The 12895-nt window shown below is 70.5% G+C and carries 18 protein-coding genes; 7 read left to right on the forward strand and 11 right to left on the reverse strand.

All coding sequences use genetic code 11. From position 1 onward, the window contains the following. Positions 1-120: 120 nt before the first annotated feature. From GUI43_RS00690 to GUI43_RS00735, 10 genes are all read right to left on the reverse strand, one after another. A complete protein-coding gene (locus tag GUI43_RS00690; protein ID WP_112583475.1) occupies positions 121-660 on the reverse strand; it encodes an SUKH-4 family immunity protein in 540 nt (179 codons plus the stop codon). Then, on the reverse strand, positions 657-1187 hold the full coding sequence (locus GUI43_RS00695) for an SUKH-4 family immunity protein (RefSeq protein ID WP_225855278.1): 531 nt from the start codon (positions 1185-1187) through the stop codon (positions 657-659). The genes GUI43_RS00690 and GUI43_RS00695 overlap by 4 nt, the downstream gene beginning before the upstream one ends. Positions 1188-1195: 8 nt before the next feature. Further along, on the reverse strand, positions 1196-1726 hold the full coding sequence (locus GUI43_RS00700) for an endonuclease (protein ID WP_112583473.1): 531 nt from the start codon (positions 1724-1726) through the stop codon (positions 1196-1198). Next, positions 1719-2213: a WXG100-like domain-containing protein gene (locus GUI43_RS00705; protein WP_112583472.1), complete on the reverse strand. Its 495-nt coding sequence runs from the start codon at positions 2211-2213 to the stop codon at positions 1719-1721. Before GUI43_RS00705 ends, GUI43_RS00700 begins: the two co-directional genes overlap by 8 nt. A gap of 4 nt (positions 2214-2217) precedes the next feature. Next, complete coding sequence (locus tag GUI43_RS00710) at positions 2218-2541, reverse strand: hypothetical protein (RefSeq protein WP_112697438.1); 324 nt, start codon at positions 2539-2541, stop codon at positions 2218-2220. Beyond that, positions 2538-2960 carry a YbaB/EbfC family nucleoid-associated protein gene (locus tag GUI43_RS00715; RefSeq protein WP_112601354.1) on the reverse strand — a complete coding sequence of 141 codons (423 nt, stop codon included), beginning with the start codon at positions 2958-2960 and terminating at the stop codon, positions 2538-2540. The genes GUI43_RS00710 and GUI43_RS00715 overlap by 4 nt, the downstream gene beginning before the upstream one ends. 190 nt (positions 2961-3150) lie before the next feature. Beyond that, positions 3151-3618, reverse strand: a complete 468-nt coding sequence (locus tag GUI43_RS00720) for an SAM-dependent methyltransferase (RefSeq protein ID WP_112583470.1) — start codon at positions 3616-3618, stop codon at positions 3151-3153. Positions 3619-3677: 59 nt separating this feature from the next. Then, complete coding sequence (locus GUI43_RS00725) at positions 3678-3854, reverse strand: hypothetical protein (protein ID WP_244220347.1); 177 nt, start codon at positions 3852-3854, stop codon at positions 3678-3680. 39 nt (positions 3855-3893) lie between these two features. Next, positions 3894-4910, reverse strand: coding sequence for a sensor histidine kinase (locus GUI43_RS00730; protein WP_112601353.1), 1017 nt, complete (start codon positions 4908-4910; stop codon positions 3894-3896). Beyond that, positions 4903-5598: a response regulator transcription factor gene (locus GUI43_RS00735; protein WP_112583468.1), complete on the reverse strand. Its 696-nt coding sequence runs from the start codon at positions 5596-5598 to the stop codon at positions 4903-4905. The genes GUI43_RS00730 and GUI43_RS00735 overlap by 8 nt, the downstream gene beginning before the upstream one ends. Before the next feature lie 159 nt (positions 5599-5757). Here GUI43_RS00735 and GUI43_RS00740 point away from each other — a divergent pair, with 159 nt between their 5' ends. After that, a complete protein-coding gene (locus GUI43_RS00740) occupies positions 5758-6837 on the forward strand; it encodes an NAD-dependent epimerase/dehydratase family protein (protein ID WP_112697440.1) in 1080 nt (359 codons plus the stop codon). Here the strand turns inward: GUI43_RS00740 and GUI43_RS00745 are convergent. Then, positions 6809-8173, reverse strand: a complete 1365-nt coding sequence (locus GUI43_RS00745; protein ID WP_112697442.1) for a hypothetical protein — start codon at positions 8171-8173, stop codon at positions 6809-6811. The two genes, GUI43_RS00740 and GUI43_RS00745, sit on opposite strands and share 29 nt — an antisense overlap. 147 nt (positions 8174-8320) lie before the next feature. On the opposite strand from GUI43_RS00745, the gene GUI43_RS00750 reads away from it, so the two are divergent. Genes GUI43_RS00750 through GUI43_RS00775 form a run of 6 tightly spaced genes read left to right on the forward strand, consistent with a single transcriptional unit; the run spans position 8321 to position 12854 of the window. Then, positions 8321-8998: a glycosyltransferase family 2 protein gene (locus tag GUI43_RS00750; RefSeq protein ID WP_112583465.1), complete on the forward strand. Its 678-nt coding sequence runs from the start codon at positions 8321-8323 to the stop codon at positions 8996-8998. Next, positions 8995-9675 carry a TIGR04282 family arsenosugar biosynthesis glycosyltransferase gene (locus tag GUI43_RS00755; RefSeq protein ID WP_112697444.1) on the forward strand — a complete coding sequence of 227 codons (681 nt, stop codon included), beginning with the start codon at positions 8995-8997 and terminating at the stop codon, positions 9673-9675. The genes GUI43_RS00750 and GUI43_RS00755 overlap by 4 nt, the downstream gene beginning before the upstream one ends. Further along, positions 9672-10385, forward strand: a complete 714-nt coding sequence (locus GUI43_RS00760) for a class I SAM-dependent methyltransferase (RefSeq protein ID WP_425271063.1) — start codon at positions 9672-9674, stop codon at positions 10383-10385. Before GUI43_RS00755 ends, GUI43_RS00760 begins: the two co-directional genes overlap by 4 nt. Further along, positions 10382-11548, forward strand: a complete 1167-nt coding sequence (locus GUI43_RS00765; protein WP_112697446.1) for a molybdopterin-dependent oxidoreductase — start codon at positions 10382-10384, stop codon at positions 11546-11548. The genes GUI43_RS00760 and GUI43_RS00765 overlap by 4 nt, the downstream gene beginning before the upstream one ends. After that, positions 11545-11970 (forward strand): hypothetical protein, encoded by a 426-nt coding sequence (locus GUI43_RS00770; RefSeq protein WP_211326621.1) that lies wholly within the window; start codon positions 11545-11547, stop codon positions 11968-11970. Before GUI43_RS00765 ends, GUI43_RS00770 begins: the two co-directional genes overlap by 4 nt. Positions 11971-12014: 44 nt before the next feature. Beyond that, positions 12015-12854: an S-methyl-5'-thioadenosine phosphorylase gene (locus tag GUI43_RS00775; RefSeq protein ID WP_112697447.1), complete on the forward strand. Its 840-nt coding sequence runs from the start codon at positions 12015-12017 to the stop codon at positions 12852-12854. Positions 12855-12895 lie beyond the last annotated feature (41 nt).

The following is a 12895-nucleotide window of genomic DNA, read 5'->3' on the forward strand; positions in this document are numbered from 1 at the left end:
TCCTGATCAGCGGCCTGCATGCAACCACGTGGCGCTGACAGGAGGAGCCGTCAGAGAGCCGCGCTGGTCATCCGGTCAGATCGTTCGGTTGGTCTGACCGACCGCTCCCAGCGACTGGGGCTAGCCGCTGGTGGATTCCAGCTGATCGAAGGCCACGCTCCACCAGGACTTCGGGTCGGCAAACGCTGACGAGTCGACGCCCATCAGTTCCTCGCGGATCGCGGCGGCGCGGGCGGCGCGGGCCCGACCGCCCGGGTCCGTGGCGATGAGCTGCCCGAGCCGGTAGAGGAACTCGACGAACGCGGCGAAGGTCGCGTTGACCGTCTCGAAGTTGGGGGTTTCCAGGTCCAGCAACACGACGGCGCCGGTCAGCGCGTCGAGGCAGAAGAGCAGCTGCGGGTCCTCGGGTGAGCTGCCGAGGACGATGTGGATGCGCGGGCTGGCCTCGCCGATCTCGATCTTCAGCTTGGAGAACAACTCCATGCCGGAGACGTCGACGTCGACGGTGAACAGGATCGGTACGTCGACCGGAATGGCTCCGAACGGCGGGAAGACCTCTGGCGTCAGCGGGCCGAGGACGTCGTCGAACCGGTCGACCGGGAAGTAGATCATCCCATCGGCGCCCCAGAGCGCCGTGAGCTCCTCATGCGTCGCGGTCAATCGTCCGCCTCCTCGTCATCGTCGCCGGGCGTGGTCAGACCGTGCTCGTCGAGGAAGCCCCACCACTCGTCGTCGTCGAAGCCGACCTCGCCGTACCCGGCGCCGAAGACGTAGTAGGCGAGGAACGAGTCGAGGTCCGGCGCGACGTCGAGGAACATCTCACGCATGAACCACTCGTCGGTGGTCTCCGCCGGGAAGTACCAGACCGCGCCGGTGTCGCGTCGGATCAGCAGTGGCTCGTCGTTCAGTGTGCCGATGACCAGCCACTCGGCGGGTTCGTCGGCGACGCCGGTGAACTCGGGCATCTGCTCGAGGTAGTACTGGATGTCGTCGAGGTCCGCGACTGCGGGCAGGTCGAACGCGCCGGCCAGGATGCCGTTGGCGGTCTCCAGCAGCTCCCGGACCGGCTGCGGCAGCTCGGCGGGAATCTGGTCGGCCGGAGCGCCCTCGTTGATCTGTGCCCACGCCAGCGTCGCCGGCTGGTCCGCCTCCAGGTCGGTACGCAGCTCCGCGATGAGCTCCCGCAACTCGGGATTCAATCCACTACCTCTATTCGGATCGGTGTGCCATCGGGCAGGTTCATGATCTGACGCCAGATTTGCCCGCCGACATCCCAGTTTGTTCTACCGTGCAGGAGCTTCAGATTACTAACGTCGTCGGCGCCCCCGAGTTGCAGCTCCCACACATGGTCGGGCTGCTGCTTGCGGAGTCGGGCGGCGAGGGCGTTCGCCATCTTCTTGTCGTGGGGCCAGTACTTGTCGAAGATCTTCTGCCGGATGCGCTTCTTGTAGTCGGCCGTGATCTTCTTGTCCCGAGCGACCGGGTTCGCCTGTTTGAACAGCTTGCCCTCGTCGCTGAGCTTCTTCAGCGCGTTCATCTTGCGGTCAAACTGGCCGCGCGCGTGGAACGACTTGCGCTGCACCTTGATCGTGACCTCGGGCAGGTCGTTGTTGCGCACCACCGGCTTGGCGGCGGCTTTCTTCACCGCCGCGCGGACGCCCTTGCCAACCTTCGGCTTGCCCGCGCCGCCGCGCTTCTTCGAGCTCTTCGGCGCCCTGCTAGGCATCGAGGAGCTCCTGGATCACCTGGTCGATCAGCAGACCGACGATCTCCCGCGTGATCATCTGGAAGATCGGGACCTCGGCCAGCGACGCGCCGAACGTGACGACGGCGGTGGCGATCGCCTGAGCCACAGCGAAGGCGAGGATCGCAAGCTGCACGATCACCTGGATCTTCAGCGCGAGCACGATCGCGGCGGCGATGATCAGCCCGGTGCCGATCAGCATGGCGGCCTCAGAGTAGTCCGGCAGCGTTCCGGGGCCGCTCTCCGGCTTGGACCACCACTTCTGGAACGCCTGCACCGACTCGCCCTGGTGCTGTGACCAGATCGCCGCCGCAGCCGAGCTGGCCTCCCCGGATGCCTCGGCGACAGTGCCGGAGAAGTCCAGCCAGGCCTGGCCCATCTCGAACAGCTTTTCCTCGTCGGCTTCGGGCCAGCTGTAGCCGATCCAGCCGAGTGCCGTGATCAGCTCACCCGGCAGTTGAAGTCCCATGCCGTCACCCCAGCATTCCCTGGATGTCCCGCAGCGCGCCCGCGGCGGCGTCCTCGACCAGCTCGAAGTTGTCGGCCATCTTCGTCAGGTCGCTGCCGGCCGATCCGATCTCCTCGGCGGCCACGCCGATGCAGTCAAAAACCCAGGTGGACGCCTCCGTGTAGGCGATGCCGATCAGCGAGCCGATGTCGTCGGCACCCCACGGCTCGCCGTGCCCCTGCATCTTTGCCTCGAAGCTCTCCAACTGCCCGATGAAGCGTTCGGCGGCGCCGATGACCTCATCGCCGCCGGAACGCAGCAGCGCGGGCTCGACCTCGAAGCCGTTCACCGGGAACCTCCTCGGGCCATTCGCTCCTGCGCGTCCGTGAGCGCCTGCAGGAACGCACCGAGCCGCGGCACGGCCGTGTCACGAACCTGCTCCAGCTGCTCGGTGAGCTGCGAGAGGTCGCCGGAGGCCACCGCCGGGCCGCCACCGCGCATCGAGTCGATCGCCGCGTTCACGGCCGCGATCACGTGTTCGCAGACCTCGGCGGCGCCGAGCCGCATCATCCGTGGGTCCAGCGTCAGCGACTCCAGCCGGCCATCAGCGCCGAACTCGGCACGGACCTGCCCCTCGGCCGACTCACCGACCCGACGCAGGCGCGCGGCCTCCTCGTCCTCCGGCGCAGCGCCGGCGGCGCGCAACGCGCCAACCGTCGCGTCCAGCATGCGAGCGAACTCTCCGCTCGCCGGCTCATTCACCGACATGCGCCCTCCATCGATCGCCTCCGAGACAGTGGAAAGCGTAGTCAGATCCGGCAAACAGTGTGGACCGGCGAGGTGGACGTTCCATCGAATCCTGTCGACGGGTCCGGCCGATCGACGGAGCTGCACAACAACGGGGGTACGCCCGACGCAGGTCCCTCGACCGGCGCACCTGACAGCGGCTGGGTACCGCTCAGGGCTGGAAGTACTCCGACATCAGGCGGCTGACCCATTCCGGCTGCTCGACGTTCACCGGGACGAACTCCACCATCGTCGGCTTCAGGTCGACGACCGGGGTGCCCGAGACCGCGTCGAGACCCACCACCGTCAATTCGCGGCCGTGGACGGATTCGATGGCGCAGCACGTCACTCCGATGCGGTTTGGTCTGCGAGGGCCGCGGCCGGCGAATACACCAACGGGCGGTAGGTCGGAGCGACCACGGTAGGGACGGGGTTCGCGGTGATCACCGTCTGCTGGGAACTGGTCGAAGATGAAGAGGACTTCCACATGGGAGAAGCCCTCCAGGCCCTGGAGGCACAGATCACCGAAGCGCTCGTCGATGGTGATGGTGCTGCGGACGGCACCCCAGTTGTCCGTGTGCTGGACATCGGTCCTGTCATTTCGGACCGTACCGATCGGGGTGATCTCAAAGCTGGGCATGACCTGAGGCTAGTTGCCGCGCACGACCGGCCGGCATGCACGAGCACCCGATCAAGGAGTCAGGCCGGGGTTGCGCTGGCGGCGGTCCTGGCGAAGCGGCGGGCCAGGTGGCCGAAGGCGTCGACAAGCTCGGCGGGGCCGACAACGTCGATCTCGGTGTCGAACCGGGCGATGGCGGCGGCCAGGCTGGGCCAGGACCAGGAGCCGAGAGTGCCAACGGGATGGGGCCGTCGCAACCCGACGGCCCCGTCCCGCCACTCCGAGCGTTCGTACCCTCAGGCGGTGGCCAGGCGGACCATGAACTGGCAGCCGTCGGGGGTGTTGCGCACCTCGACCCGACCGCCGTGCGCCTCCACCAGGCCATGAACGATGGCCAGGCCGAGCCCTCCGGACGCCCCACCGTCACCGGGGCCGGGAGTGCGGGCCGGCTCACCACGGAACGCGATGTCGAACACCCGGGGAAGGTCGGCCGGGGGAATGCCGCCACAGGTGTCGGCAACCGACAGCCAGGCGTGGTCGTCCTCCCGGCCGGCTTCGATACGTACGGTGCCGTCGGCCGGGGTGTAGCGGACCGCGTTGAGCAGCAGGTTCGCCACGACCCGGGCCAACTCCGGTTCGCTCGCGGCGACCGTCGGCCACCCCGACTCGCTGGCGATCAACTTGATCCGGCGAGCGTCGGCCAACGGGATGGTGCTGGCCAGCGCGTCCGAAACCACCTCTCCGAGCGGCACCGCCGTCAACGACAACCGCAACGCTCCCGCGTTGATCCGGGACAGCTCGAACAGGTCATCGACGAGTCGGGTCATCCGGTCGGTCTCCAGTCGGATGCGCCGGTGGTACTCGTCGACCGTGTCCGGATCGCGCACCACCCGGTCCTCCAGCGCCTCCGCCATGGCCCTCAGCCCGGCGAGCGGGGTCCGCAGGTCGTGGGAGACCCAGGCGACCAGGTCGCGCCGGCCCTTCTCCAGTTGCCGTTCCCGCTCCCGGGCCTGGTCGCGCCAGACCGCGGCGCGGGCCAGTCGCCGGCCGAAGTGCCCGCCGACGGCGAGGCTGACCACCGCTGCCGCCGCGACGGTGATCAGGACCACCTCAAGGTCGTGCGCGGAGAGGAACATCGCCTCCGCGACCGCCATCACCCCGACGGCGACGGCGACCACAGTGGTGGTGAGCAGCACGTTGAGGTGCACGGTGATCGAGCTGCGCCGAAGCGCGCGGAGCAGCACCGCACCGGCGAGCCCGATGCCGAGTGCCGCCCCGAGGGCGATCGCGAAGATCAGGAGTACGTCACGCATGGGCCGGCTCGTAGCGGTAGCCGACGCCCCAGACGGTCACGATCCGCTGCGGATCGGCCGGGTTGGCCTCAATCTTCTCCCGCAGCCGGCGTACGTGCACTGTCACTGTCGAGTGGTCCCCGAAGTTCCAGCCCCAGACCTGCTCAAGAAGTTCGGCCCGGCCGAAGACCCGGGACGGATGCCGCATGAGGTGGACGAGCAGGTCGAATTCGCGCAACGTCAGGGCCAGATCCGCACCGGCGAGGCGGGCGGTTCGGGAGGCCGTGTGCACCACCAGGTTGCCGTCGGTGAGCGCCTCCGGCCGCTCGGGCGGCGTCCCACCGCCGGCGCGACGGAGCACCGAACGGACCCGCAGCACCAGTTCCCTGGGTGAGAAGGGCTTGGTCAGGTAGTCGTCCGCGCCGAGTTGCAGCCCGAGGATCCGGTCGGACTCGTCGCCGCGCGCGGTGAGCATGACGATCGGTACGCCGTCCGGCCGTACCCGCAGCGCCCGGCACACCTCCAGACCGTTGATCAGCGGCAGCATCAGGTCGAGCACGACCAGGTGTGGCGCGTGCCGCTCCACGGCCGCCAGTGCCGCCGCACCGTCCGCCGCGAGGCTCACCTGGAAGCCGTCGTTCTCGAGGTAACGACGGATGACGTCGCTCACGGTCTGATCGTCGTCGACCACCAGCACACGCTGTGTCACGGACCTTCCCCGTTCCGCCCCGTCAACGTCTCCCCCAGATGTCCATCGACCCAGCGTAGCCAGGCACCAGACTCCGCCCGCACCGGTAAACCTTGCGAGGTTCTTACGGCTGTACGCGGAAACCCGCTCGGGCGTACGCGAGGTCATACGGTGACCGGAATGCGGATCCTTGTCACCGGTGCGGCCGGGTTCATCGGCTCACACGTCGCCGACCTGCTCACCGACGACGGGCACGAGGTGGTGGCAGTGGACGCGCTCCTGCCCGAGGCGCACGGTGCGACGGCGCCGCGGTGGACCGAGCGGCACGACCTGGTGGTCGGTGACGTACGCGACGGCGAGCTGCTGACCCGGCTACTGAACGGGGTCGACGCGGTCTGCCATCAGGCAGCCATGGTCGGCCATGGCCTCGACCCGGCCGATGCCCCCCGGTACGCCGCGCACAACGACCTCGGCACTGCCACCCTCCTCGCGGCGATGCACGCCACCGGGGTGCGCCGACTGGTGCTGGCCAGCTCGATGGTGGTCTACGGCGAGGGCCGCTATCACTGCCCCACCCACGGGATCGTCCGACCTGCCAACCGCCGGGTCGTCGACCTGGCCGAGGGCCAGTACGAGCCGACCTGCCCTCGCTGCGACCAGGCGCTCTCCCCCGGTCTTGTGCCCGAGGACGCGCCGCTGGAACCGCAGAGCACGTACGCCGCCACCAAGTTGGCCCAGGAACACCTCGCCGGTGCCTGGGCCCGGCAGACCGGCGGATCGGTCTGGGCCCTGCGCTATCACAACGTCTACGGACCGCGAATGCCCCGCGACACTCCGTATTCGGGGGTTGCGTCGATCTTCCGGTCGGCCCTGGCCGCCGGACGACCGCCCCGGGTGCTGGAGGACGGCCGGCAACGGCGCGACTTCGTGCACGTGACCGACGTGGCCGCGGCCAACCTGCTGGCCCTCACGACACCGGCACCGGATCCCCTGACGCCGATCAACGTCTGCTCGGGCGAACCGCACACCGTCGGCGAGTTGGCCCACGAGCTGGCGTCGGCGATGGGCGGGCCACCGCCGATCACGGTCGGGGGCGGACGGGCGGCGGACGTACGGCACGTCGTGGCCGATCCGGCGCGGGCCACCCGCGTGCTCGGTTTCACCGCCCGAGTCGGCTTCGCCGCTGGCATCGCCGACTTCACCACCGCGGTGATGCGGGACCCGGCATCGGTCACGACACCGTCCACAGCAGGTGGTTGACGGCGAGAGCCGTGGCGGCCTGGGCGGCCAACCACCACCGTCGGTGACCGTGCGGCAGGTGCGCGGTGGCGACCAGCAGCCAGACGGCGAACGGTAGCCAGATCCGCTCGACCTCGGCCTTGCTGAGCCCGGACAGGTCCGCGGCGAGCACCGCCGCCGTCGCCGCGACGGGCAACCACACAGTGGGCCCGGCGCTGGCGATCCGCTGCCGGAGGGCCGTCGCGAGCGGTGGGTGCGGTGCCCGGATCGACACGGCGGCCACCGCCCGCCGCAGCGCCGGCCCGACCACCGGGCCGGCCGAGAGCAGCAGGGCGGCGAAATTCGCCCAGACCCAGTAGCCGTACGGACGTTCCGCCGCCCAGCCCTGGTAGTAACGACGCGCCACCAGGTGGTAGCCGTCCAGCCACCAGAAGCCGGCGAGGGTGAACGCCGCGACGACGGCCGCGACCGCCGTCGCCGCGACCAGGAGCACGCCGAGGCGGTCCCGCGCCCGGAGCAGCACCACTGTCAACGCGAGCAACCCGACCAGGACGAACCCGTACGACAGGTAGAGCGCGAAGCCGAGGAGCAACCCGCCCAGTGCGGCCCCCGGTCGGCCACCCACCGCCAGCAACGCCAACCCGGCCGCGACCACCGCGGCGAAGATCCCGTCCGCGGACGCGCCCACCCAGACCGCCCCCGGGAGGAGCACCAGGAACGGCCACACCGCCCGGGCGGCGTCCTCGGCGCCGAGTGCCCGCAACGTCACCGGAACCGACACCGACACCGTGGCACCGAGCAGCACGCAGGCGAGCCCGGCGGCGGTCCCGCCGCCCAGGCCGATCCGCTCCAGCCAGACGAAGAACAGCAACGCTCCCGGGGGGTGAGCGGCAGCGTGGGTGGACCACGAATCGGGCTGGAAGTCGAGAATCCGGTCGGCGAAGCCGGACAGCATGATGCCGACGTCCGTCACCCGGGGCACCTCGTGCAGGTACTCGGCCTGCACTGTGAGCCGCCCGGTCAACCCCGCGGACCAGCCGTCCACCAGGGCCAGCGACAGCGTCCAGAGCAGCGAGGCGAGATAGCCGACCGCCAGCAGTCGCGGCCACGGCGTGTCCGTTCCCCAGCGCACGCCCCGCCAGACGAACAGCGCCGCGACGAGAAGCGCGGCGGGGGTGCCGGGCCCCAGATGGGGCTGCCAACTCGCGTAGAGCGGTGCCGCGTCGGCGTGCAGCCGTACGCCCTGATGGTTGAGCAGGGCGCCGACGGCGACGGCGACGGCGAGCAGGGCCACCTCGGTGCCGAGGACGATCAGGTCGGCGGACCGGGTTCGTCCCGGCCGGGTCATCATGGTCATGGTGACGGCCGACGATACGACCTCCCACCAGGCATTCGGCGGCCAGACGGTGAGACGTCAGCGAGTCGTAAGATCCGTTGCCGTGTAAGCGATTCGTAAGGAGAAACCGCGGCCCGGACGACCGGTGGCGGGCCTAGCGTCGCCGGTATGCACACAACGATCGACGTGGTGCTGCCGTGTCTGGACGAGGCGGCCGCACTGCCTGCCGTACTGAGCGGACTGCCACCCGGCTACCGCGCCATCGTGGTCGACAACGGCTCCACCGACGGTTCGCCGGTCGTCGCGGCCGAGCACGGGGCCCGGGTCGTCCACGAGCCGCGACGCGGGTACGGCGCGGCAGTGCACGCCGGCCTGCTGGCGGCGGAGGCGGATCTGGTCTGCGTGCTCGACGCGGACGGCTCGTTCGACCCGGCCGAGTTGCCCAGGCTCGTCTCGGCGGTGCTCGACGGGCGGGCCGATCTCGCCGTCGGGCGGCGTCGGCCGGTCTCGGCGGCTGCCTGGCCGTGGCATGCCCGCGCCGGGAACGCGCTGGTCGCGGCCCTGCTGCGGCGTCGCGGCGTGCCGGTGTACGACATCAGCCCGATCCGGGTGGCCCGCCGGGCGGCGCTGCTGGGCCTCGGTGTCAACGACCGCGCGTTCGGCTACCCCCTGGAGTTGCTGCTGCGCGCGGCCGGAGCGGGCTGGCGGATCCTCGAACTGGACGTCGCGTACGCACCCCGGGCCGCCGGGACCGTCTCGAAGGTCTCCGGCTCGGTCCGGGGCACGCTGCGAGCGACCCGGGACTTCGCCGGAGTGCTGCGCGCCGACGCCGGTGGTGGCCGGTGAACGTCCTGCTCCTTGTCGCGAAGGCGCCGGTCCCCGGGCAGGCCAAGACGCGCCTCTGCCCGCCCGCCGATCCCACCCAGGCGGCCCGGATCGCGGCGGCGTCGCTGTTGGACACCCTCGCGGCGGTGCGCGCCACCGCCTCGACCATTCCCGTGTTGGCCCACACCGGCCGGTTCGCCGATGCCGAGTACGGCGCGGAGTTGACCGCCGCGTTGGTCGGTTGGCACCTGCTTCCGCAGCGCGGCGACACGTTCGCCGACCGCCTCGCGAACGCCCACGCCGACACCGCTGCGGCATTTCCCGGCCGGGCGGTGCTGCAGATCGGCATGGACACCCCGCAGATCCGCCCGGCAGTGCTCACCACCGCGCTGGACCGGCTCGCCGAACACGAGGCGGTGTTCGGGCCCGCGCTGGACGGCGGCTGGTGGGCACTCGGGTTACGCGATCCGAGGTACGCGAGCGCGCTACGCGACGTACCCATGTCGACCGACGACACCGGGCGTCATACCCTGGCCGCGCTGCGCGGGCACGGCGTACAACCGGCGATGCTGCCCGTGCTGCGGGATGTCGACGACTGGTCGTCGGCGCTGGCGGTCGCGGCTGACCTACAGGGCACCCGGTTCGCGGACGCCGTCGCGTCGGTGGGTGGCCATCTGCTGAGCGGACGCCCCCGGTGAATTCGACGATCAGTCTCGACGGTTTCGACGTGGTGCTGCGCAGACTCGGCGGGTGGTCCGCCGACCAGGACGCCTACGGCACGCCGGTCGGCCCGAGGCCTGCGACCCAACCCGACCATTGGCTGGTGCACACCGACGGGCGACGTGACCTGTTGCCGGTACGGCGCTGGCACGGCCCGCCCGAACCGGAAATCGAGTCCGTCGCCGCACGCTGCACGGGGCCCACGATCGATCTCGGCTGCGGCCCCGGTCGGCTGACCAGGGCACTCGCGCAGCGCGGCCTCGTCGCACTGGGGGTGGACATCTCCGCCGAGGCGGTACGTCTGACCCAGGGTCGGGGTGTGGTGGCCCTACGACGCGACGTCTTCGAACCCCTTCCCGGCGAGGGTAGGTGGGCGCACGCCCTGCTCATCGACGGCAACATCGGCATCGGTGGCGACCCGGTCCGCCTGCTGCGCCGGTGCGGCACCCTGATCGCGGCCGACGGAACGCTGGTGGTCGAGGTGGAACCCCCGGGTGCCGGGCTGTGGCAGGGACAGGCGTACGTCCTGTCCGGATCGTCCGGCGATCGGGAACAGCGCGGACCGGTGTTTCGCTGGGCGCGGGTCGGGGCGGAGGCGGTGGCCCGTACCGCCGCCGCTGCCGGCCTGCGGGTCGTTGACCGTTTCCGGTTCGGTCCACGCTGGTTCGCCGAGTTGGCACGCTCATGATCCGCCGGCCACGCGTCCCCGCCCCCGAGGACTTCACCGCGCCCTCGCACTCACCGCTGGTCACCGCCCGGCTCGGCCTCTGGCTCGGGGTGGCGTTCGGGCTGTGTTTCGGCACCGGGCTGCTCAGCCACTACATCCAGCACCCGCCGGGCTGGTTCACCTGGCCGACCCGACCGGTCAACCTGTACCGGGTCACCCAGGGCGTTCACGTGCTCTCCGGTGTCGCGGCGATCCCGTTGCTGCTGGCCAAGCTGTGGAGCGTCTATCCCCGGCTGTTTGTCCGTCCGCCTCTACGTCAGCCGATCCGGTTGTCCGCACACGCCCTCGAACGGATCTCCGTCCTGGTGCTGGTCTGCGCCGCGTTCTTCGAACTGGTCACGGGCCTGTTCAACGTCGCGCAGTCGTACCCGTGGGGGTTCTTCTTCCCGACGGCCCACTACGCGGTCGCCTGGCTGGTGGTCGGGGCGATGCTGCTGCACGTCGCGGTGAAGCTCCCGGTCGCCCGCGCGGCGCTGAGCACGCCACTGCGACGCAGGAGAGCGGTGCCAGCCGCGACGCCGGGGCCTGACGATCGGGACTCGTCCGAGCGACGCGCGTTCCTGCGTACCTCGGCGGGCGTCGCCGGCATCGCCGTGCTGGCCACCGCCGGAGTCACAGTGCCGTGGCTACGTCGGGTGTCGCCGCTGGCGTGGCGTTCCGCGTCCGGGCCGCAGGGCGTACCGATCAACCGCACGGCGGCTGCCGCGCGTATCGCCGTTCCTGCGGACTGGCGACTGGAGATCGTCTGGCCGGGCGGGCGGGACAGCCTGTCCCTGGCCGACCTGGCGGCCCTGCCGCAACGGACGGCAGAACTGCCGATCGCCTGTGTCGAGGGCTGGAGCGCCTCGGCCCACTGGACCGGCGTGCCCGTCGTTGCGCTGCTCCGCCGGGCCGGCGCACCGACCGGCCGACCGGTTCGGGTCACCTCACTGGAAACCGACGGCCTGTACGCGGCGAGCACACTCCCTGCGGCCCACGCCCGCGACCCGCTGACCCTCCTCGCCCTGCGGATCAATGGCGAGCAGCTGTCGCCCGACCACGGTTACCCCTGTCGACTCATCGCGCCGAGCCGGCCAGGCGTCCTGCAGACCAAGTGGGTGGCCCGGCTGGAGGTGCTGCGGTGAGAACCGTCCGACTGCTCCTGTTCGTGGTCGGTGCCGCGGCCACCGCGTACGGCGGTTGGTTGCTCCTCCCCCAGCTCGGCACCGCCCTGCCGTGGCTGATCGGCGGCCCGGTGCTGCACGACGTCCTGGTGGCACCGCTGGTCGGACTGGTCGGGTTGGCGCTGGGTCGACTGGTGACGAACCGGTTACGTCTGGCCTGGATCGCCGCGGGTCTGACGGCCAGCGCCACGTTGCTGCTGATCGCGGTGCCCCTGCTGTGGCGACCACCCTCGGCGCCTCCGAACCCGGGCCTACCGGACCGTGACTACCCGCTCGGGCTCGCTGTCGGGCTGGCTGTCCTCTGGGCCGCGATCGTGATCGTCCTGGTCGTCGCCACCATTGTCGACCGACGCGTCGCGCACCGACGGGCAGACCGTCGCTGAGTCGACCCCCACCCGTTTTCACCGTTCGCCCAGGAGGGGTACACATGTCAGCAGGAGACGCCAGCACGACCGATCGCCCGCCGATCGCCGTGATCGGTGGATCGGGGTTCTACGAGTTCCTCGACGACGTCGCCGAGGTCACCGTCGACACACCGTACGGACCGCCGAGCGACGCGCTGTCCGTCGGGAGTGTCGCCGGGCGGCCGGTGGTGTTCCTGCCCCGCCACGGACGGCGACACACCCTCCCCCCACATCGGATCAACTACCGGGCCAATCTGTGGGCGCTGCACGCACTCGGCGTCCGCCAGGTGCTCGCACCGGGCGCCGTGGGCGGTCTGCGCCCGGATCTGGGCCCGGGGACCCTCGTCGTACCGGACCAACTGGTCGACCGGACCAGCGGCCGCGCGCAGACCTACTACGACGGACAGCCACGCGCGGACGGGGAACTCTCCCCGGTCGTACATGTGCCCTTCGCCGACCCCTACTGTCCGGTCGGACGGGCCACTGTCCTCGACGCCGCCCGATCCGCCGGTTGGCAGCCGGTCGACGGCGGAACCATGGTCGTCATCGAAGGGCCCCGATTCTCCACCCGCGCCGAATCACTGTGGTACGGCCGGGAGGGCTGGTCGGTCGTCGGCATGACCGGCCACCCGGAAGCGGTGTTGGCCCGCGAACTGGCGCTGTGTTACACCGCGCTGTCACTGGTGACCGACCTCGACTCGGGCGTCGAGGTTGGTCAGGGCGTGACCCAGCAGGAGGTGTTCACGGTCTTCGCCCGGAACATCGATCGTCTGCGCCTCCTGCTCGGCGACGTGGTGAAGACGTTGCCGGAGGACCAGGGAACCTGCCCGTGCGGACAGGCGCTGGCAGATACGCAGCGGTGACTGTCGTAAGAGTTCCGAAAGGGTTCGCGAACAGTTCGACG

It is taken from the genome of Micromonospora noduli, assembly GCF_003264365.1.
In the GTDB taxonomy this organism is placed as follows: domain Bacteria; phylum Actinomycetota; class Actinomycetes; order Mycobacteriales; family Micromonosporaceae; genus Micromonospora; species Micromonospora noduli.

Coding starts and splice junctions, on each gene's coding strand:
- GUI43_RS00750 (WP_112583465.1), top strand. CDS start 8,321: ATGCACACAACGATCGACGTGGTGCTGCCGTGTCTGGACGAGGCGGCC.
- GUI43_RS00775 (WP_112697447.1), top strand. CDS start 12,015: ATGTCAGCAGGAGACGCCAGCACGACCGATCGCCCGCCGATCGCCGTG.
- GUI43_RS00730 (WP_112601353.1), bottom strand. CDS start 4,910: ATGCGTGACGTACTCCTGATCTTCGCGATCGCCCTCGGGGCGGCACTC.
- GUI43_RS00700 (WP_112583473.1), bottom strand. CDS start 1,726: ATGCCTAGCAGGGCGCCGAAGAGCTCGAAGAAGCGCGGCGGCGCGGGC.
- GUI43_RS00720 (WP_112583470.1), bottom strand. CDS start 3,618: ATGCCCAGCTTTGAGATCACCCCGATCGGTACGGTCCGAAATGACAGG.
- GUI43_RS00715 (WP_112601354.1), bottom strand. CDS start 2,960: ATGTCGGTGAATGAGCCGGCGAGCGGAGAGTTCGCTCGCATGCTGGAC.
- GUI43_RS00765 (WP_112697446.1), top strand. CDS start 10,382: ATGATCCGCCGGCCACGCGTCCCCGCCCCCGAGGACTTCACCGCGCCC.
- GUI43_RS00705 (WP_112583472.1), bottom strand. CDS start 2,213: ATGGGACTTCAACTGCCGGGTGAGCTGATCACGGCACTCGGCTGGATC.
- GUI43_RS00745 (WP_112697442.1), bottom strand. CDS start 8,173: ATGACCATGATGACCCGGCCGGGACGAACCCGGTCCGCCGACCTGATC.
- GUI43_RS00740 (WP_112697440.1), top strand. CDS start 5,758: ATGCGGATCCTTGTCACCGGTGCGGCCGGGTTCATCGGCTCACACGTC.